Raw genomic sequence first — 20063 nt, 5'->3', positions numbered from 1 at the left:
TTAAAGAAGTCAGATCATGGAAAAGATAATCCCGGCGCTGGTGTTTCAAGGCGAAACGAATGAATGTGGGCTGGCCTGCATCGCCATGATGGCGGAAACGCAGGGCATCAGTGCGCCATTGGAAAGCTTGCGTGAGCGCTATCCCGCCTCGCAGCATGGCACCTCGCTGGCCACACTGTGCGACATTATGGCTGAACTGGCGATGCCCGCCTATCCCGTGGCCTTCGAGCACGGTGAACTGGCGGAAATACCGCTGCCTGCCATTTTACATTATGGGGCGAGCCATTATGTGGTGCTGGCCTACCGTAAAGGTAATCACGTTTGCGTGATGAACCCGGGCATTGGCCAGCAACTGTTGCCGATTGATGCGTTAAAAATGGAAATCAGCGGTTATGCGTTGGTACTGGACAGTGAAGCCCAGCCTGACCCCCAGGCGCTGGCCAATGTTCAGCCCAGTAAACGCTTCAGTGCGTCCGACACCATGAGCCTGAAAGAAACCGCGCGTATCCCTGGCATTTACCGGCTTATGATACTGGCGTTTCTGATCTCTTTAACGCTGTTTATTATGCCGACGATGGTCAGCAGCGCTATCAACCAGGTTTTTTCCAGCGCGGGAGAAACCGACTTTCCTTACTTCTACTTCCTGTTGGCATTTGTCGTTTCGACCACGCTGGCCTTTGCAGTGCGTTGGATCACCGAGCGCTTTATCAAACGCTTTGTGGTGATCAACAGCGTGGCGGGATTCTCGCGCCTGCTCAGTAATTCGTTGAACTTCTTTGATAAACGCGCGCCGGGCGAAGTCTTCAGCCGTTTTTCCAACTGGCAGATGGCGTCGGGGACTAAAATCGAGCTGGATAACGGCCTGCGTACCGATTGGATCATCGGCGCTATCGCACTGGCGGTGATGTGCTACATGAGCCCACTGCTGGCCATGGTGTCTGGTGTGGGGGTCACTCTGATGGGGTTGGTCAGCGTCTGGGCTATCTATCGTGACCGTTTTTACACCCAACAGTTGCAGGTCAAGACCGCTGAGCAGAGCGACTTTATCCTGGAGAGTATTCAAGGGTTCTCCACCATCAAGTCCGCAGGGTTGGACAGCCAGCGCAAGGGGATGTTTGCCAAGTTTGCTCTGTCGCTATTTACCTGTCGCCAGCAGCAGAAGATGTACGAGCAGGTCAAAAGCAGCCTCTATCAGTTGATAGGCAGTCTGGAGATGGTGTTCTTTATGTTGCTGGCGTTGCCGTTGCTGAAAAACGGCACTATCACGCTGGGTGAGTTCTTTGCCTACAGTTTTGTGCGTGAAATCTTCACCTCTTATATCACCAAGATTTTCTACTCCGTACTGCAAAAGAATCAGCTGCACGTGATCGATACCCGCGCCAGGGACTTGTTCCCATCACGGCCTGAACAGGATAGGGCGGAGGATGCGGTACCTGCACCGATCCCTAAATTCACTTCGCAGTTACGTTATAAAAATATCGCCTTTGCCTATGACGCCCAGCAGCCGGTATTGCACGACCTTTCCCTGTCGCTCAAACCCGGGAAAAGCATTGCTATTGTGGGTGAGTCGGGTGCGGGGAAAAGTACCTTGCTGAAGGTGATGACAGGCCTGATGGCACCGCAACAGGGGCTAGTGATTGTCGATGGCCAGCCGCTAGATTATCAGCAGGTGCACGCGCTTTTCTTCCTGCAAAGCCAGGAAGACATCTTGTTCAATGCCTCGGTGCTGCAAAATATCACTCTGTTTGATGAGGGGTTCGATGAGCGCAAACATCGGCAGATCGAGCGCTCCCTTGTAGGGCTGAATCTGAGCTCGGTGATAGAAAAACTGCCGGGGGGCTTGAATGCCCTGATCCGTGAGAGTCATGCCGGGCTATCGCTGGGGCAGCGCCAACGTCTGCTGCTGGCGCGGGCTATGTACAGCGATCGTCCGGTGCTGGTGCTCGATGAGCCTACGGCCAACCTGGATGAGGAAACGGCGCATCAGGTGATGACCACCTTGCTGACACATTGCCGCGAGCAGCATAAAACGTTGATCACCGTGACGCACAGCGAAAGCGTATTGCCGATGTTCGATCGGGTGTACCGCGTGAGCAACGGCCATGTAGTGAGCGTTGCTACGGAGCTTGAAGCGTCAGCGGCGTTAACCACGGCGGTGAGTTAATGAAGTTGAAAATGTTTGGCATGGATAAACGCAGGCTAGTGCCGATTGCCTTGCTGTGTCAGGTGGTGTTGATCGGCACGATTGCCTGGTTCATCGTTGGGCCTACGCACAATAATACCTATGACATCGAAGAGATCGCCCGTGGCGATATCGAGAAAACTGTGTTGGCCACCGGTATCCTCAAGCCGGCGCTGCAGGTCAGCGTCGGTGCGCAGGTTAACGGACAATTGCAAAAGCTGTATGTGAAGCAGGGCGATCGCGTCACCCGAGGGCAACTGCTGGCGGAAATCGATCCGACCTTACAACAGAATGAGTTGCGTAAATCGGAGGCTGCCTTGCAAAGCGCTCAGGCGCAGAAACAGGTCACCCAGGCAACGCTCAAGCAGTATCAGCAGGAATTGAAGCGTCAGATGAAGCTGGATCGTGATGGTTCAGGTGTGAAAAGCGATCTGGAGAAGGCGCAGGCGCAGTTCCAAACTCAGCTTGCCCAGTTGAAGGTCAACGATGCGCAGATCGTTCAGGCGCAGATGGAGCAGCAAACCGCGAAAGCCAATCTGGGCTTCACCCGCATCGTCGCGCCGATCGATGGCGAAGTGTTGGGGATCGTCACCAAGGAAGGGCAGACCATCGTATCGTCACAAACCGTGCCGACCATTCTGGTGCTGGCGGATGTGGACACCATGACGGTACACACCCGTATTTCGGAGACCGATATCCTGAAGGTGCGCGTCGGGCAACCGCTGTGGTTCTACGTTGTTGCCGATCCCAAACAGCGTTACGAAAGCGTGATGGGCTCGATCCAGGAAGCCCCGAACGAAGCCTTGCAGGAAGGTAACTCGTCAGGCTCTGCCAATCAGCAAGCTTCGGCGGTGTATTACAGCGGCGTGTTTGCCATTGCCAACAGCAAACGTCTGTTGCGCACCTCGATGACCGCTCAGGTCTTTATTATCACCGAACAGGTGAAAAATGCCCTGCGCGTGCCGGTGGCCGCCTTCGGTGAACAACAGGGTAAAGATCGTTATCAGGTGCAGGTGATGAACGGCAAACAGCTTGAAACACGCTGGATCCGCATCGGCCTGAACGACCGCCAGTTTGCCGAAGTGAAAGAGGGGCTGAAAGAGGGTGACCGCGTAGTATTGGCGCAGCATGCCATCGGGAGTGCTAGCAATGGTTAAGCCATCCGCTCCCTTGATCGCATTGAGCGGGATCTCCCGGCATTTTGTCTCCGGGTTGCAGACCGTGGCGGTGCTGAAAAATATCTCTCTCTCCATTCAGCGTGGCGAAATGGTGGCGATCATTGGCGCTTCCGGCTCGGGAAAATCCACGCTGATGAATATCATCGGCTGCCTGGACAAGCCCACGCAGGGGACGATGCAGATCAAGGGGATCTCCACCCAGCTTGCCAGCAGCGATCAGTTGGCCCAGCTACGCAGCCAGTACATCGGCTTTATTTTCCAGCGTTATCACCTGATGCCCTATCTGAGCGCTGCCGAAAACGTCGCCATTCCTGCCCTGTATACCGCGATGCCTGCGGCAGAACGCCAGACGCGGGCCGAATACCTGCTCACCCGGCTTGGATTGCAGCACCGAATGGATTACAAACCGGCGCAGCTCTCTGGTGGGCAACAGCAGCGTGTCAGTATTGCCCGCGCGTTGATGAACGGGGCGGAGATTATTCTGGCCGATGAGCCAACTGGTGCGCTCGACCGTGCCAGTGGTCAGGAACTGATGGGGATCTTGCATTCTCTGCACCGTTCTGGGCACACCATCATTATCGTCACCCACGACCGGGACGTGGCCAATCAGGCGCAGCGCATCATCGAAATCAGCGACGGCGAGATCGTGGCCGACCAGCGTAATGAGGCGGTAGCCCTACAGGAAACCAAACCTGCGTTGCCGGTTGCCGCGGCTACCGGGCGCAACCCGTTCTGGCCGAGCGTGCAAGAGGCGGTCAAGATGGCCTGGCGTGCGTTGCTGGGGCACCGGGCAAGAGCCTTTTTGTCGATGTTGGGCATCATTATCGGCGTCTCTTCCGTGGTGTCGTCAATGGCGGTGGGTGAGGGCGCACGTCAAAATATACTGAATGAAATTAGCCAGTTGGGTAGCAGTACCCTAGATGTTCGCCCCGGCCTGGGGTGGGATAAACCGCGTCCGGATCTCGCCCGCTCGCTGACGGTGGCTGATGTTGAGCTGTTGGAGCACCAGCCTTATGTCGACAGCGTGTCGCCGGTGGTCAGTAAAACCGTGGCCGCGGTGCGCGGTGGCAAAGAGGCGATGGCTTCGATTTCCGGTATCAGTAACGCCTATTTTCGTGTGCAGGGCCTGAATTTCCTTTCAGGTAACGGCTTTACCCGGCGCGATCTGGATGAGCGTGAGCCGGTGGTGATTATCGATCCGCAATTACGCGACACGCTGTTTGAGCCGGATGAAGTGGCTGAGGGTGGGATCGTCCAGCTTGCGGGTACCCCTTACCGAGTGATCGGCGTTGCCGAACGTAAAGGCGGCAAATACAGCGGCATGATGTTGGGCGCCTGGATGCCTTATACCGCAGTGTTGGAGCGCATGTCCGGCGATATGCCGATCGAGTCGATTATGCTGCGTGTGCATGAAGGGACCTCGCTTATCGAAGTGCAGGGGCGCGTCGAACGGCTGTTGGAACAGGCGCATGGCCGGCGCGACTTTTTCACCCAGACCAATGACCAGATGACCAAGGCCATCCGTAAAGCCTCGGATTCCATGACGCTGCTGATCACCGCCATTGCCGGGATTTCACTGCTGGTGGGCGGGGTTGGCGTGATGAACATCATGCTGGTTTCTGTCACCGAACGTACCCATGAGATCGGCATACGCCTTTCGGTCGGCGCGCGGCCTGCGGACATCATGCGCCAGTTTCTGATTGAGGCAATGGTGATCTGCTCGCTGGGTGGGTTGATTGGCATTATTGGCTCTGGGCTGGCCGGGGTGATTTTCTCCCTGGTGACACAGGAGTTCACCATGATTTTTACCTGGCCGCCGTTGGTGCTGGCCTGTGGGTTCTCGGCGTTAATCGGCCTGGGGTTTGGTTTTTTCCCGGCGCGCAACGCGGCGCGACTGCATCCAACGGAGGCGCTGGCGCGCGAATGATGAAGATCAAACTTCCTCTACTACTGTTGCCTCTGCTGCTGAGCGGCTGTGGTGCCTTGACGAAAAGCGACTATCAGCGGCCGATGCTGTCGGTGCCCGCCGAGTGGCGAGTGCAGGAGACCGGTTCTGGCTATCTGCAACACACTGACCACTGGTGGGATAACTTCGAGGATCCGCAGCTCTCCGTGCTGATTGGGCGGGTGCTGACCAGCAACAACGATCTGGCCATTGCCGGGCTGCAACTCCAGCAGGCGAGGTTGGCGGCCGGGCTGAAGAATACCAACCTGACGCCAACCGCCACGGCAAGCGGCGGGGTCAGTAATAGCAAGAACCTGCGTCAGAATACGAACTCCACAGAGTCTTACAACAGTGGGCTGGAGCTAAGCTATGAAGTAGATTTGTGGGGCAAGTTGGCACGAACCAGAGAGCAGTCGCAGTGGCAGGCTGAGGCCAAGGAACAGGATCGGCAAAATACCGCGCTGACGCTGATCGGCAACACGGCGCAGTATTATTGGCAGATCGCCAACCTTAATCAGCAAATCAAGCAACAGCAGGCAGGGCTGGAAATTGGCCAACAGACGCTGGCGATGGTGCAATCCCGTTATGACGCCGGTGCCGCCGGGCAACTCGACCTGCAACAGGCGCAGCAATCGCTGATCAATCGTGAGAACACCTACCGCACGCTGCAACAGCAGCGGGAAGAGAACCGTAATGCGCTGGCGATCCTGTTCAACCGTTCGCCCACCGATCGTCAGGCCGAACGACGCTCCCTTGATATTTCTCAGGAAGTGCCGGTAGCGAGCGCTTTGCCGGTAGAAGTCATTGCTCGTCGGCCTGATGTGCAGGCGGCAGAAAAGAGCCTGCGTGCTGCGTTGGCAGGGTCGGATGTGGAGCGTTTGAACTTCTACCCTACGCTTTCGCTGAGTGCTTCACTCAATGCGGGCAGCACGATTTTCCAGCAGTGGTTCAGCAACCCAAGCAGAAGCTTGGGGAGCAACGTTGCATTACCCTTCCTGAACTGGAATACCGTGCAACTGACCATCGAAATAGCCGATTTGGACGTCAAGCAGGCGGCGATCGCTTTCCGCAGCCAGGTCTACAATGCGTTGGCCGACGTGGATAACGCCATGTCGCAACGTCTCAGCTATCAACAGCAAAAAATCAATCAGCAACGCAACCTGCGGCTTGGTCAACAGCGTTTGGCGCTGGCCAACAGCCAGTATCAGGCCGGAGCGGTCTCTCTCCAGACTTTGCTGGATGCCGAGGATGCGTTATTGACCATCGAAAGCAATTTGTCAGATCTGCAGTACAACTATCTCAACGCCACCATGAAGCTGTGGTTGGCGTTGGGCGGCGGTGTGGAAAAAGACGGTGATATAACAGGATGAGATCATGAATAGAGAGGCTTTGCCACGTCGCGTGGTAGTTACAGGTTTTGGTGCGGTCACGCCATTAGGGATGAATACCGAGCAAAGCTGGGCGGCGATTATGGATTACCGCTTGGGTTATCGCTATTACGATAAATCTGCCGTGGGGATCCAGTCGCGTTTCTTGGGGGTGATCGACGACGAACCTGACTTGAAAGGGGTGCCTGCGGCGATCCGCCGCCGTTTGCCCCGCTTTGCCCGGTTAGCCTTGGGGGCGGCCCGCGAAGCGATGGAGATGGCCTTCCATGGGGAAAGCCCGGCAGCCTATTACGATCTGCTGGACTGCGGCACCATCATCGGCAGCGGCTGGGCGGGCCAGGATGAAATACAAAACAATCATGAGGACTTTTTGCGTGCAGGATTGGGTTCACCCTTTGGGTGTTTCCTGTCCATGCCGAATGTCGCGACGGCCGCCTGTAGCCTGTTTTGGGGGCTGCGCGGCTATCAGAATAGCCCGATTGCGGCCTGCGCCACCGGGACGATCGCCATTGGCGATGCGTTTGAGGTGATCCGCAGTGGCCGTGCCTCGATGATGCTGGCCGGGGCAGGGGAGTCGTTAAGCAGCGACACTGCCGTCTGGAATATCGATGTGCTGCGTGCTTTGACGAGTGAGCAGGACGACATCAGCAAGGCCTGCTGCCCGTTCAGCCTCGATCGTAACGGCTTTGTGCTATCCGAAGGTGCTGCCGTGTTGTGCCTCGAAGAGCGCGAAGCCGCACTGGCGCGTGGGGCAACCATCCTGGGGGAAATCAAGGGCTACGGCAATTACTCTGATGCCTTCGATTTTACCGCTCCCGCGGAAGACAAGCTTGCCCGGGTGAAAACCATCCAGCACGCCTTGCGGCAGGCCGGTGTGGTGGCGGAGGAGATTGACTATATCAATGCGCACGGTACCTCTACGCCGCTCAACGATCTGAATGAAACCCAGGCGATCAAACTGGCCTTCGGCGAGGCGGCTTATAGCACGCCGCTTTCCAGCACCAAGTCCTACTCTGGGCATCTGATTGCGGCGGCAGGCAGTTTTGAATCCATCATCTGCCTGCAAGCGTTGCAGCATCAGCTGATCCCTGCCACCTGTCACCTGAAAAATGCTGACCCGGAGTGCGATCTGGATTACGTCAGCGAAGGGCACCGCCCGGCCCGGTTACAGAACATCTTGAATCTGAGTTTCGGCTTCGGCGGCGCTAACGCGGCGTTGGTTATCGGGCAGGCATAAGTATGATCTTCAACTACACCCTGCGCGATGCCGAGGAGTGGGCCGCCTTTTCCGGCGACTACAACCCGATCCACTTTGATCTGCAACACGTACGCAAAATGGGGGCCGATCAACTGAGCGTTCACGGGATGCGTGCGATGCTGGATGTGAAACGTCATTTGAGTGCGGTGTTGCTTGCGACTCCGCTGGAGCATGACTTTTATGTTTTCAGCACCCGCATGCGCCGACCGGTGCTGTGCCAGACCCCGTATCACTTGCAGATAGCGGGCAACGGCAAGCAGATCACCGGTGAGTTGCGGGATTGTGCCACGCAGGAAAGCTGCTTCAGCAGCAAGCTGGCTCCGGCCAGAACACTAGACTTGGTGGCTTCCGATCACGAACATGCGCTGACCGTTAACGAGGTGATGGCACTCTGCCAGCCGTTCCCGGGGCAGGCATCGGATGCCGCTCAGGCGTGGAGTTTCTTTGACGCCCTGCTGTTCCAACTGCTGGTGAAATCGCCGGAAACCGTGGCGATGCTGGCGACGACGTTGCCGGAACTGCAGGCCACCACGCTGATTGAGGTGTTTGCCCAGAGCCCTGTGGTACAGACGCATCATGAAACCCACTTCAGTGCCCGATTATTCAACCCCGAAGCGCTTTTTGCACCCGAAGATCGGCTGTACTACCGCATTCAGCCGATGCTGGTGATCGGGAATGTAAGCAGCGGATTGGTGTTACGCACGGTGATCGAGGCCAGAACGCAGCAGCATCCGCTGCTCGCGACTTCCGTCACCTTAAAAACATGGCCAGTGGCCGATCATTAACATAGGGATATAACCATGGAAAACCACCAACAGGTTTACGACACCGTCACGGAAATGATTTGTGATGCCAAAGATCTCGAGATGGCCGATCTGGCGCCAGAAATGCCCCTGCACCAGTTGAAGCTGGACAGCCTGGACTATGTGGAACTGATGGTATTAGCCAAACGCGAGTTTGGGGCCACTCTCACCGCCGAAATGTTCATCAATCAGCCGACTATGACGCTGGGTGAACTCTGTCAAAACCTGGCCGATGCGCAAAAGTAATCTCATGACTAAACAATGGGTGTTGGTGACCGGTGGGAGCCGGGGGATTGGCCGCGTATTGGTGGAAGAGTTGGCCAAGCAGTGGAACGTGGTGTTCACCTGCCGTAACGGCCAGGCGGCCGGCGCGGCGGTGATTGAAGCCTGCGCGGGTTTGCCGGGCTGGGTGGAAAGCTGCGTCTGTGACGGCAGTGACGAGCTGGCGGTGAACCTTGTAGCTCCGCCGTTGCTGGCACGCCTCGGTGCGCCTTTTGCGGTGATCCATAACGCCGGGATCACGCTGGATGATTTGCATATCCAGCAAACCGGTGAGCGCTGGCGGCAGGTGATCGACACCAACCTCAACGCCATCTTCTACTGGAACCGCCACCTGCTGCCCGCCATGATGGCGCAGGGAGAAGGGGCGATGGTGCTGATGTCCTCGGTGACGGGCATCAAGGGCAACACCGGGCAAACGGCCTACGGGGCCAGTAAGGCGGCGATGATCGGCCTGGGGAAATCTCTGGCGCTGGAAGTGGCGCGCTTTGGTATCCGGGTGAACTGCCTGCTGCCCGGGATTATCGAAAGCGAGATGACGCAGGCTATTCCGCCGGAGGCGCTGAAGGCGCTGCGCAAGCAAATTCCTCTGCGTCGCTTGGGGAAAGCCAGCGAGGTAGCACGTACTACCGCGTTTCTCATCGGTGATGACAGCCGTTACATGACGGGGCAAATTTTGGTGCTAGACGGTGGTTTGACCGTCTGAGCGCGTTAATACCTCCTGTATCAAGTCGGGGCACTGTCTATCGGTGCCCCTTTTTATTGCCGTACGCTCCTGCGAATTTATTTTTCTCCGTTTGATTTTCAACCCAATCATTTTGCGTATTTTCCGATAAGGTCGCCTTTTTATATAGATGGTGGCTATGTTTTTAACTTATTTTATGTGCTTTTATTTTGGGATGATTCTCTGGCCGATCCGTTGTAGGACGCCTCTCCGTTTAATGTCCTATTGGTTGTCGGGGATGGGTATTATTCCATTTTCCATCAAGGTGCATTTATGTTGTATTTCTTGCTTTCATTATGTTGTTGTTATGTTGCATAACTCAACCCTGCTGTTTTATTAACCTATAACTGAGCTGAACTACTGATTTTAATCTAAGTGTTAGCTAAGTTGCGTTAGATCATGGGTAATTAGCATTGTTCCATGACCTGGCTGTTTCGTGATTACTTATCGGCTATACTCCGCTGAGGATCCAGGATGTTATCCGAAGGCAGGGGCAAATGCTCCTGAGCGTTGTTGTGGAAATAAAAGGGAGGAAAAATCCACATACTTTTGGTGAAAAGTCAAAGAGGTACTATGACCAGTCGTAAACATTTAACGCCTTCCGAAGTGGAAAAGCTGCTAGAGGCAACGCTGAAAGGCAAGAACCCAGAGAGAGATTACTGTTTGATTTATATGTGTTTTATTCATGGTTGCCGCGTGAGTGAAATCAATAGCTGGCGGCTGTCAGATATCGACCTTGAAGGTGGCAATATTTATATTCATCGATTGAAGAACGGCTTCTCAACGGTTCATCCTTTGTATGTGCGCGAGCGGAAATGTTTACAGCGTTGGATGGCCAAGAGAAAACATTACCGTGGCGCGGATAGCGAGTGGTTGTTTCTTTCTAACCGGGGATCTCGTTTATCACGCCAGCGTATTTATTGGCTCATTCGTAATTACAGTGAGGCGGCCAATCTGGAGGTCAATGCACATCCCCATATGCTGCGTCATGGCTGCGGTTTTGCCTTGGCGGACCGGGGAATAGATACGCGCTTGATTCAGGATTTTCTTGGCCATAGGAATATTCAGAATACGGTGCTATATACGGCAAGCAATGCCAGGCGGTTCAAGGAAGTATGGTGATTTGAGTAAGGAAAATATGTCTAATGAGTCACTTTGAACTAAATTGCAACATACTCTAAGGATACTCAAAAATAATGTCAACACTAACTATTCAATAATTCATATTGATCGATAAATTCATTAAATAACAACGAGTTAAATTGTTTTTCCCATAAAAAACCCTCATCCAGCCTTAAGTGTTTTCTTACTTGACCACCTAAAAAAATCCAAGATCGAAACTCGCCTGTTTTATAACTAGTTCATAATCCTTTTATATTTGTAATTTACAGAGCATTGAGCTATGCGTTGTTTGTTTTAAGGCCTTCCTTGGCACGTTAAACCAAAGGAGTCACTTTAGTTCAAAATGAATCGTTTGGCTGGAAAGGTATTACTGCCCCATTGCTATTTGCGGAGGCGTGTTTCAGTCGATGAACTAAATAAAAAGGAATGACATAGGGTTATGTCAAAAATAAACAAATGTGCGTATTTGAAGTGCATTATTTAAAAGGAAAAGTAGTATATGAACAAGAATCTGCTCGCCGTGGCTGTATTGGCTGCCTCCGCGTTTACCACCGCTGCGTTCGCTGCAGACGGCAAAGTCAACTTCGCTGGTGAAATCATCGATCAAGCTTGTACCGTGCATTCTGACTCAGAAAACCAGACCGTTACTCTGGGTAAAGTGTATGTCGGCGCATTCAAGGGTGGCGCTGGCGTCACTGCTGCCTCTAAGGATTTCTCCCTGATCCTGCAAGACTGCCCAGATACGGTTAAAGCGGCGACAGTGCGTTTTGATGGTATCCAGGTCGCGGGTAACGATGCCGTTCTGGCGCTGACCGATGAGCCAGGTGTTGCCACCGGCGTTGGTGTTCAGATTGCTGACAACAACAACAAAGTGATTAACCTGCACACGGATTCAAGCATTTACCCGCTGAGCAATACCGAAGATAACGTGCTCGGGTTTGTTGCACGTTATTACGCGACTTCAGCCACCGTAACGGCTGGCAAGGCTAACGCAGTGAGCAACTTTACCATTATCTATCAGTAAGTTTTATCCGCTCGGCTGATACGGGCGGTATAAGGCTGGTCAGGGGAACGAAAGTCACCCCCTGGCCTTTCTCTCAATGGTCGAAGTGGTGAATAAGCAATGAAAGTCTGGCGGAGCACAATAGTCGCAGCGCTGTTACTAACCTTTGGTGCGCAGGTACAGGCGGGCATTATTGTCGGCGGAACGCGCCTGGTTTATGACGGTGGTAAAAAAGAAGCCTCCCTGGGGATCAATAATCCGGATAAGGTGCCTTATCTCATTCAGTCCTGGGTTGACACAAACGAAGGGGATACCTCCAAGGCACCATTTATCATTACCCCCCCTTTATTCCGTTTGGATGGCGAGCAGAATAATATCCTACGTGTAGTGCGTGCAGGGGGGAATTTACCGACCGATAAAGAATCTCTCTATTGGCTGAACATCAAATCTATTCCTTCGGCCAAGAAACAGGAAAACAGTTTGCAAATTGCGGTCAAGACGCGCATCAAGCTGATTTATCGCCCTCAGGGGTTACCCGGTACGTTAGAGGACGCCGCCAAGACATTGACCTGGCAGCGTAGCGGTAACGCGGTTCAGGTGACTAATGCATCGCCCTATTTTATCACTCTATTCTCAGTCAAGGTTAATGGTAGCCCGCTGAAAAGTGTCAGCATGGTTGCACCGAAGTCCAGTGCACGCTTTGAACTACCCGAAGGTAGCTCTGGTGGGGCATTGAGCTGGGAAGTTATTAACGATTACGGCGGTATTACTAAACCGTTTATCGGGAATCTATAAAGGCATTCACCAGATTAAATACTACTAATCCCTGCACAGGTAGTACAGGGAAGGGACGCGGCTTGCCGGAATTTACTGGCGCGGCTGATAAATGGAGTTAAATGGATGAAAAACCCGAAGCGTATAGGCTCGCGCGGATTTAACCGTACCCAGCTGGCGTGGTTAATCCCATGCCAGGTTGCCATGTTAATGGGAATGTCCGGTAGCGCACAGGCCCGCGATTACTTTAACCCGGCACTGCTGGAGCTTGATAATCCGTCTCAGCGAGGGGCTGATCTGACGGTGTTTGAAGATGGTCGGAGTCAGGCCCCAGGTACGTACCGGGTTGATATCTATCTTAATGGGGCGATGATCGATACCCAGGATCTTGATTTCTCCCTGCAACGGAGCCCGGCAGGTGAGGATAGCCTGCAGCCTTGCCTAAGCAGCGATATGCTTGAGGCAATGGGGGTGAAGATCGCTTCCTTCCCCGCTATCCCGGCCTCGGGGCAGTGCGTTAATCTGGCGCAGATCATTCCCCAGGCATCGGCCACGTTCCGTTTTAATCAACAGCGGTTGGATATCAGTATCCCCCAGGCGGCATTGAACTCGACCGTCCGTGGCTATGTTTCACCAGATCAGTGGGATCAGGGAATACCGGCGCTGTTGGTCAACTATAACTTTAGCGGTGCCAATAGCTGGGCACGAAGCAGTAAGGGCTCGGACAGCAATAGCTATTATCTCAACCTGCGTTCAGGGATCAACCTCGGCGCCTGGCGCCTGCGTAACTACTCAACCTGGAATCGTGACTCTGATGGTGAAAGCCACTGGGATTCCATCAATACCTATTTACAGCGCGACATCGTAGCGCTGAAGAGCCAATTGATACTGGGCGATAGCTCCTCTCAAAGTGAGGTGTTTGACAGCGTGCCTTTCCGTGGCGGTCAGTTAGCCTCGGACGATGACATGCTGCCAGAGAGTTTAAGGGGTTATGCACCGACGGTGCGCGGCATTGCCCGCAGTAACGCTCAGGTCACAGTTCGCCAGAACGGCTATGTCATTTATCAGAGCTATGTGCCACCTGGGGCCTTTGAAATCAGCGATCTCTATCCGACGGCGGGCAGCGGCGATCTGCAAGTGAGCGTTAAAGAGAGCGATGGCAGCGAGCAGAGGTTAGTGGTGCCGTTTGCTTCCGTCCCGGTATTACAGCGACAAGGACGTTTCAAATACAGCCTGACCAGCGGCCAATATCGTTCATCCAACAGTAACGTGGATGATACGTTGTTTACTCAAGGCACGGCGATCTACGGCTTGCCGAGGGGGGCCACTCTTTACGGCGGTGTGCAGGCCGCTAGCAAATATCAGGCACTGGCTTTCGGCTGGGGGCAAAACATGGGGGTTATCGGCGCGTTTTCAACCGATGTTACTCAGGCTTGGTCTAAACCTGAATTTGCTGCCAAAGAGCGCGGCCAGTCGTGGCGTATGCGTTACGGCAAGAACTTTGTTGAAACGGGTACCAGCTTCACCTTGGCCAGCTATCGTTACTCTACGGCGGGGTTCTATACGCTACAGGAAACGTTAAATACCTATACCGGCGGCAAAACATCACAAAGTCAGAATCACAAGAAGAGTCGTGCTGAACTGTCGATGAGCCAAGCGTTATGGGAGGGGGCAGGTTCACTGTCGCTCAGTCTGTACAACGAAGATTATTGGAACGATCGGCGTCGTAACCAGTCGGTGAGCGTCGGGTATAACAATAGCTGGAACAGTATCAGCTATGGCCTGAACTACACCTTCAGCAGAGATGGTTATGACAGCAGTGGCGAACGCGTCAACTACGACGACCATATTCTCGCCTTTAATATCAGCATGCCATTGGGCGGAAGGCTATCTGACAGCTATGCAAGCTACAACCTGAATACCAGCCGTAAAGGCACCACCAGTAACTCCGTCGGCCTTAACGGTACCGCATTACCCAGTAATAACCTGAGCTATAACGTCAGCCAGGGGTACACCAGCCAGGGAGTCGGGGCTTACGGCAATAGCAGCCTTGGCTATCGTGGCGGCTTGGGCAGAGTCAACGTGGGGTATGGCTATAACCGTTCCGATCAACGCCTCAACTACGGTGTACAGGGCGGGATCCTCTTGCACGAAGACGGTTTGACACTCTCGCAACAGATGAATGAGACGGCGGTGCTGGTGAAGGCACCGGGAGCCAAGGGTGTCAATATAGCCAACCAATCAGGGGTGACTACCGACTGGCGTGGCTATGCCGTGGTGCCTTACGCCACGGTTTATCGCAAAAACAATATTGCGATAAACACCACTACTCTGCCAGATGATGTCGATATGACGATAACCAGTCAGACGGTGATCCCAACCCGTGGTGCCATCGTGCGCGCCGAGTTCAAACCTAATGTCGGCCAGCGGGTATTGATGACCCTGTTGAGGCAGGGGGCGCCAATACCGTTCGGTGCCACCGTAACCGATAGCAATGGGGGTGACAACGGCAGCATCGTCGGTGACGGTGGTCAGGTATTCCTCTCTGGGATGGCCGGTAGCGGCAAGTTGCAGGTCAAATGGGGCAACGCCGCGTCGCAACAATGCCAAGTGTCTTACAGTGTGCCGGAGCAAAAAGAAAGTGCCGGGATCCGTTTGATGAATGGCCAATGTTTATGAAGGCTTTAATGATGAATAAATGGAAATCGTTAGTGCATTATTCAGCCATCGGGGGAGTTATCGCCTTGGGGTTGGGGAGCCTGCCATCGGCGCAGGCCGCCATCGGGCAGTGCGAACCTGCAGGCTCGACTATGGGTTATCACTTTACGTTTAATCAGCTGTTCGACCATCCGGATAAGAACACGGCTGGCAAGACGTTTTATGAGGTGAATAAGGCCGAAAATGTGTGGCAGAACGAGGGGGACGGGTATCTGGTCAACTGCGACTGCGGTAGCGAAACTCGGATGAAAGAGTCGTTTATTATGGCTGTCCCAAGGGGGCGCCTCTGCCGGATGGGGATGGTAGTAGGCAGTTCTATTCGTTGAGCGGTAGCGAGGATTTTTCTGCCGCTATGGAGGTGTATATTGCCGGTGCTGTCAATAAATATTTCCCTGTGCCTTTCCCCGGCAATGGATGGATAGGGAATGGCTTTTTTAACCGGCCACAGGATTGTAAGGGCGTACTCTATGATAGTGGTGCACAAGGATTAGTTCATCTCTATTTCAGGCAGGCGGTTATTGGCACGTCGACAATAACGCATTCTCCCCTGTTGGATGTCTATATTAATTCGGATCCCAATGTAGGCCGGGGGAGCAGACCAACGGCCTCAGTGAGCATGAGCGGTAAGATCACCGTGCCGCAAAAATGCGAACTTAAAAACCCAATGATTACCGTGCCCTTTGGCAGCATTATGTCCACCGATTTTAACGTTAAGGGCCAAAAGCCAAGTACCGTCCAGATACATGAAGAAACCCTGTATCTGGAGTGCACCAACCTGTCGACGCGCGCAAAAATCAGCTTGCTGTTTGAGGGCGAGGTGAATCCTCATGATCCCACGGCTCTTAAGACCACCACTACCAACGGTTCGGTGACGTCGGATAATGATGATATTGCGATCAGAATTGAAGAAAAACGTGGTGGAAACACCCAGGTTATTACGCCTGGAGACAAACTGTCTATGGAAATGAATGGCTTGGGTAATATCGATAGTGATAGTCAGACGACATTGAATATCTACCCTATTAGCACGACCGGCAAAGCACCGAAAGTTGGAGACTTTGAGGCAACCGCGACTATTACGGTAAAAATGGAGTAATCCCATTTGCATCGGAAATCTCGGGCTTTCTGCGAAAGTAAGTTTAACTAAAATGGAGAAGGATATTTATTATGGATATGAAAGCAATTTTTAAAACGACTGCATTGTGCCTGGCTCTCGGTGGTATGGGGATCAGTTACTCGGCTCTGGCGGTCGATGCACGCATAAAGATCACCGGTACGGTTAAAGCTTCGCCGTGTTCGGTTGATGCCGTGGGGGGCGATGTCAATGTCAATCTGGGGGAGATCAAGGCACATACTCTGACCGCTGGTGCGGGGAGCGATTGGGAGAGTTTTAGTCTGGATCTGAGTGACTGCCCAGCTTCAACCACTAACGTGACGGCGGCATTCACCGGTACGGCAGCGGAGGAAAGCACGGATTTGTATAAGAACGAGGCGGCCAATCCTGCCGGTGCCGTGCAGATTGAAATGGTTGATGGCAGTTCATCAGCTAATCGCCGGTTGGGCAGCGGCAGTGATATGACCGTGGCTGTCGATCACTCCACCAGTAAGGCGAGCTTCCCACTGAAGGCGCGAGCTTTTAGCACTAACGGTGGTGCAACCCCAGGTAGTATTGAGGGCGTTGTGCAGGTGGCACTCACCTATCAGTAATCACCAGTAATACCCTCTAGCCATAAGAAAACCTGGCCCCACTTTTTTATGGTGGCTTTACCTGTGTCTGTTGGGTTAATTGCCTGGGGCTTATTAATTGTTGGTAGCTGACTTTATTTTCAATGTGTTGTTTGATCAATAAAAACAAGAAAAGATAGCCCTCATAACGATGAGAGGGAATGACATTTTTGCACACCAATTTATCAAGGAAGTAAAAAAGGGTATTTAGCAGAAATGGGAGGTTTAATATGACAGTGGTTCATACTTATCAGAGAGGGAGTGCGCATTCCCCCAGTCCTTATGGGCTAAAAGGGGACGGTGTGATTGTAATGGAATCTTGCCCCATCACGGCACTCGGAATGCGTAATATTTTGGCCCAGTCCTGTGGCCTGACGGATGAGGTACAACGGGTCAGTAATCTGGAGCAAATCCCAGGATTGATGCGCCACCGCCCGGCCCGGCTGTTGATTATGGAGCTGTGTGGTGAAGAAGAATCGGTTCTGGATGGTTTAAGGCTGATTGCACAGTGCCTGGAGCATTGGCCAACCACGGCGATGATCGTGTGTACCGCTCTTGACGATCCTCGGGTGCTGCAATTGCTGACCGCATCAGGCATCAAAGGGCTGGTGCTCAAACAGGAGCCTGGCGTTGCGCTGGCGCAATGCGTAAAGCAGGTCTTATCGGGCTGTCGTAGCTATAGCCATAAGGTGCGGCAAATGCTGAGCAGTCAGTCTGCCATTGGCAAAGCCTTGACGTCCCGTGAACTGGATGTGTTGACGCACCTGTTTTCTGGCAAAAGCGTGACCACCGCGGCGTTGATGATGCACCGTGATGTCCGCACCGTCAGCACTCACAAGCGTAATGCGATGCACAAGTTGGGCTTTCAGAATGATGGTGAACTTTATTTGCAAGGCAAGTGGATGGCAAAGACCGGCCCGGTGTTTGCCCGCTAACCCTTGATACCGCTATACACTTATTCTCTGGATGGAATCAACGAGATATTTATACAGGAGTCGTCTATGCAACCGTTGTCACAAAAGCCGCTTGGCTTGGCGTTAATGGATCGCAGCCCACTCACACTTACTGGGCTGTCTTGCTTTATTGGCACGCTTAACGTCGCCAATGAGATTATTGTGCAGGAAACCAGCATGGCTGCGGTTGCCGAAAGGTTGCTGTACCAACCTGTCGATATTCTCATCACTGAACTCAATGGACTGAATGAAACCATAGCGCAGTGCCGTGAAGTTCTACTTAATCTGTGCGCGCAGCAGCCTGAGTTACGGGTCATTGTTTACACCCGCAGCCAGACAGGGGAGGACCTGTGCAAGCTGCTTGATGTGGCCAATATCAGCGTGGTATCCCGTGGGGATGAGTTACCGCTGGTCGGGGAGTTCTTTCACCGGGTATTTAACGGTGAGCGCGTATTAAGCCCGTTGATCGGCTCTTATCTGGCGCGTAGCGATCCTGAGGATGTTTCAAGCCTGCATCATCTGACCCGTTGCGAAAATGATGTCCTGTCGTTCTTGTTCAACGGGATGAGCCTGCGGGAAATTGCTGAACTGCAACAACGCAGCATCAAGACCATCAGCGCGCACAAATGTAATGCCATGCGCAAACTGCAGGTTAAAAACGACAGCGAGCTGTTCTCGCTGAGAAAAAACATTAGCCAGCAGTTTGCCGGTGATTGATGGCTGGAAATCGCTTGATGCCCCGCCGTGCTGCCATCAAGTATGGCGGGGCATACCGCAGAGCTGACGGAACGGTACCTCGATCATCCAGCTATCCATAGATATTCAGACCGGCATTCTCGAAGCGGCCAAATCACGGCAGTATCAGGGTGATCGTGCCGCCAAGTTTGGCTTATGGCAATAAAGGCAGCCCCTGATATCCCATCGTGATCGGCTATGATATATAACATAAGAATATTGGCTGTTGCACAGCTAGCTACACTTGCGAAGTAAAGAATGCGGTGCCAGTTTGAATCGGTGGCCTGCGTTGGGTTAAATATGTATTACCCGAAAGCGTTCAACATTGCTGGCAGTATAAATAACGGTGTTCTGAATGTTGCGATGGCCCAGGTAATCTTGAATGAGTCTGGTGTCGATCCCTCTATCTGCCAGGGCATAGCCGCAGGAGTGGCGTAGCATATGGGGATGGACCTGGACGTCGATACCGGCTAATTCACCGTAGGACTTTATTAATCGGTAAAGTTGTTGGCGTGAAATTTGCCCACCGTGGCGAGAAAGAAACAGCCAGGGGCTATCAGGTTCCAGGTAGCTTGGGCGCTTTGCCAGCCAGCGGCCCAGCGCGATACGTTCGCGGATTTGAATAGGATGCTGGACCGAAAAACCGTTCTTTAGGCGGGATACGTGTAAGCGGTTGGTGGCCAGGTCAATATCCTCCAGCCGCAGTCCCCGTAGTTCGCTGACGCGTAACCCATGAATAAAGCACATCAACAGCATACAGCGATCGCGGCAACCGTTGGCGCCGTCCGGGACGGCGGAGATCATTCTCTCAATTTCAATATGGCTGAGATATTTGCGTTTTGTCATTCTCTTATCCCTAAGTTAAATAAAGCAAATATGGCGGGTGGTTTATTCATTTAAACATTGAATACCCTTATCAGCAAACAAAATAGCAGTGTGAATGCGGGGTTAATTCTGCGGCATTATCTTATTACTAGGCTTGAAGGGGGGTTAGTGGTTATTTATTAAGAAAAAATCAACTCACTTGATCATCAGGAAATCCTGTTTGATGGGTTTGAAAAGCGTATGTTTAGAAATGATTTACCTAATCTAACTGTTTAGTTGTTTATCTAATACGGTTTGAACATATTTGGGTTTATGCCTGTTTTTGAGATTTTTATTATTGTGTTAATAATATTTCTTAGCCCGATAAGCAGCTGCTTGCCCTCTATTTTCTTTAGTTATCGCCCCGCGTTTGGCCAGCACGGACAGGCCAGGGCCAGCATCTGCTCACCTA

18 protein-coding genes are annotated in these 20063 nt (G+C 53.0%); 17 read left to right on the top strand and 1 reads right to left on the bottom strand.

Features of this window, described 5'->3' with window-relative positions:
- Positions 1–16: 16 nt before the first annotated feature.
- The 17 genes from D9980_RS14955 (at position 17) to D9980_RS14875 (ending at position 18769) form a co-directional block, all read left to right on the top strand.
- A complete protein-coding gene (locus D9980_RS14955) occupies positions 17–2164 on the top strand; it encodes a peptidase domain-containing ABC transporter (RefSeq protein ID WP_121607716.1) in 2148 nt (715 codons plus the stop codon).
- A complete protein-coding gene (locus tag D9980_RS14950; protein WP_121607715.1) occupies positions 2164–3339 on the top strand; it encodes an efflux RND transporter periplasmic adaptor subunit in 1176 nt (391 codons plus the stop codon). Before D9980_RS14955 ends, D9980_RS14950 begins: the two co-directional genes overlap by 1 nt.
- Complete coding sequence (locus D9980_RS14945) at positions 3332–5287, top strand: ABC transporter permease (RefSeq protein WP_121607714.1); 1956 nt, start codon at positions 3332–3334, stop codon at positions 5285–5287. Before D9980_RS14950 ends, D9980_RS14945 begins: the two co-directional genes overlap by 8 nt.
- Positions 5284–6675: an efflux transporter outer membrane subunit gene (locus tag D9980_RS14940; protein WP_121607713.1), complete on the top strand. Its 1392-nt coding sequence runs from the start codon at positions 5284–5286 to the stop codon at positions 6673–6675. Before D9980_RS14945 ends, D9980_RS14940 begins: the two co-directional genes overlap by 4 nt.
- A gap of 4 nt (positions 6676–6679) precedes the next feature.
- Positions 6680–7930, top strand: coding sequence for a beta-ketoacyl synthase (locus tag D9980_RS14935; RefSeq protein WP_121607712.1), 1251 nt, complete (start codon positions 6680–6682; stop codon positions 7928–7930).
- A 2-nt stretch (positions 7931–7932) separates the two neighbouring features.
- Positions 7933–8736, top strand: coding sequence for a MaoC/PaaZ C-terminal domain-containing protein (locus D9980_RS14930; RefSeq protein WP_237734019.1), 804 nt, complete (start codon positions 7933–7935; stop codon positions 8734–8736).
- A gap of 15 nt (positions 8737–8751) precedes the next feature.
- Positions 8752–9000, top strand: coding sequence for an acyl carrier protein (locus D9980_RS14925; RefSeq protein WP_121607710.1), 249 nt, complete (start codon positions 8752–8754; stop codon positions 8998–9000).
- Positions 9001–9004: 4 nt separating this feature from the next.
- Positions 9005–9739, top strand: a complete 735-nt coding sequence (locus tag D9980_RS14920; RefSeq protein ID WP_121607709.1) for an SDR family NAD(P)-dependent oxidoreductase — start codon at positions 9005–9007, stop codon at positions 9737–9739.
- 591 nt (positions 9740–10330) lie between these two features.
- Positions 10331–10879 (top strand): tyrosine-type DNA invertase, encoded by a 549-nt coding sequence (locus D9980_RS14915; protein WP_021179836.1) that lies wholly within the window; start codon positions 10331–10333, stop codon positions 10877–10879.
- Between the two features lie 499 nt (positions 10880–11378).
- Entirely contained in the window at positions 11379–11903 is a 525-nt protein-coding gene (locus tag D9980_RS14910; RefSeq protein ID WP_121607708.1) for a fimbrial protein, read from the top strand.
- A 99-nt stretch (positions 11904–12002) separates the two neighbouring features.
- Positions 12003–12677 (top strand): molecular chaperone, encoded by a 675-nt coding sequence (locus D9980_RS14905; RefSeq protein WP_121607707.1) that lies wholly within the window; start codon positions 12003–12005, stop codon positions 12675–12677.
- 105 nt (positions 12678–12782) lie between these two features.
- Entirely contained in the window at positions 12783–15335 is a 2553-nt protein-coding gene (locus D9980_RS14900; protein ID WP_121607706.1) for a fimbria/pilus outer membrane usher protein, read from the top strand.
- Positions 15326–15700, top strand: a complete 375-nt coding sequence (locus D9980_RS14895; RefSeq protein ID WP_121607705.1) for a hypothetical protein — start codon at positions 15326–15328, stop codon at positions 15698–15700. Before D9980_RS14900 ends, D9980_RS14895 begins: the two co-directional genes overlap by 10 nt.
- A complete protein-coding gene (locus D9980_RS14890) occupies positions 15697–16470 on the top strand; it encodes a fimbrial protein (protein WP_162304267.1) in 774 nt (257 codons plus the stop codon). The genes D9980_RS14895 and D9980_RS14890 overlap by 4 nt, the downstream gene beginning before the upstream one ends.
- Positions 16471–16541: 71 nt before the next feature.
- Positions 16542–17081 (top strand): fimbrial protein, encoded by a 540-nt coding sequence (locus D9980_RS14885; RefSeq protein WP_121607703.1) that lies wholly within the window; start codon positions 16542–16544, stop codon positions 17079–17081.
- Between the two features lie 359 nt (positions 17082–17440).
- Positions 17441–18034: a response regulator transcription factor gene (locus tag D9980_RS14880; RefSeq protein ID WP_237734020.1), complete on the top strand. Its 594-nt coding sequence runs from the start codon at positions 17441–17443 to the stop codon at positions 18032–18034.
- 66 nt (positions 18035–18100) lie between these two features.
- The gene (locus tag D9980_RS14875; protein ID WP_121607701.1) at positions 18101–18769 is read left to right on the top strand and encodes a response regulator transcription factor; all 669 of its coding nucleotides are present in this window, start codon (positions 18101–18103) and stop codon (positions 18767–18769) included.
- A 312-nt stretch (positions 18770–19081) separates the two neighbouring features.
- Here the strand turns inward: D9980_RS14875 and D9980_RS14870 are convergent, their stop codons facing one another.
- Positions 19082–19633 (bottom strand): tyrosine-type DNA invertase, encoded by a 552-nt coding sequence (locus tag D9980_RS14870; protein WP_021179844.1) that lies wholly within the window; start codon positions 19631–19633, stop codon positions 19082–19084.
- Between the last annotated feature and the right edge of the window lie 430 nt (positions 19634–20063).

The sequence above is a fragment of the Serratia sp. 3ACOL1 genome (genome assembly GCF_003668775.1).
In the GTDB taxonomy this organism is placed as follows: Bacteria; Pseudomonadota; Gammaproteobacteria; order Enterobacterales; family Enterobacteriaceae; genus Chania; species Chania fonticola.
This window is presented reverse-complemented; position numbering and strand designations above follow the sequence as displayed.

Coding starts and splice junctions, on each gene's coding strand:
- D9980_RS14940 (WP_121607713.1), top strand. CDS start 5,284: ATGATGAAGATCAAACTTCCTCTACTACTGTTGCCTCTGCTGCTGAGC.
- D9980_RS14945 (WP_121607714.1), top strand. CDS start 3,332: ATGGTTAAGCCATCCGCTCCCTTGATCGCATTGAGCGGGATCTCCCGG.
- D9980_RS14950 (WP_121607715.1), top strand. CDS start 2,164: ATGAAGTTGAAAATGTTTGGCATGGATAAACGCAGGCTAGTGCCGATT.
- D9980_RS14900 (WP_121607706.1), top strand. CDS start 12,783: ATGAAAAACCCGAAGCGTATAGGCTCGCGCGGATTTAACCGTACCCAG.
- D9980_RS14870 (WP_021179844.1), bottom strand. CDS start 19,633: ATGACAAAACGCAAATATCTCAGCCATATTGAAATTGAGAGAATGATC.
- D9980_RS14895 (WP_121607705.1), top strand. CDS start 15,326: ATGTTTATGAAGGCTTTAATGATGAATAAATGGAAATCGTTAGTGCAT.
- D9980_RS14915 (WP_021179836.1), top strand. CDS start 10,331: ATGACCAGTCGTAAACATTTAACGCCTTCCGAAGTGGAAAAGCTGCTA.
- D9980_RS14885 (WP_121607703.1), top strand. CDS start 16,542: ATGGATATGAAAGCAATTTTTAAAACGACTGCATTGTGCCTGGCTCTC.
- D9980_RS14925 (WP_121607710.1), top strand. CDS start 8,752: ATGGAAAACCACCAACAGGTTTACGACACCGTCACGGAAATGATTTGT.
- D9980_RS14905 (WP_121607707.1), top strand. CDS start 12,003: ATGAAAGTCTGGCGGAGCACAATAGTCGCAGCGCTGTTACTAACCTTT.
- D9980_RS14880 (WP_237734020.1), top strand. CDS start 17,441: ATGCGTAATATTTTGGCCCAGTCCTGTGGCCTGACGGATGAGGTACAA.
- D9980_RS14910 (WP_121607708.1), top strand. CDS start 11,379: ATGAACAAGAATCTGCTCGCCGTGGCTGTATTGGCTGCCTCCGCGTTT.
- D9980_RS14920 (WP_121607709.1), top strand. CDS start 9,005: ATGACTAAACAATGGGTGTTGGTGACCGGTGGGAGCCGGGGGATTGGC.
- D9980_RS14930 (WP_237734019.1), top strand. CDS start 7,933: ATGATCTTCAACTACACCCTGCGCGATGCCGAGGAGTGGGCCGCCTTT.
- D9980_RS14935 (WP_121607712.1), top strand. CDS start 6,680: ATGAATAGAGAGGCTTTGCCACGTCGCGTGGTAGTTACAGGTTTTGGT.
- D9980_RS14875 (WP_121607701.1), top strand. CDS start 18,101: ATGCAACCGTTGTCACAAAAGCCGCTTGGCTTGGCGTTAATGGATCGC.
- D9980_RS14955 (WP_121607716.1), top strand. CDS start 17: ATGGAAAAGATAATCCCGGCGCTGGTGTTTCAAGGCGAAACGAATGAA.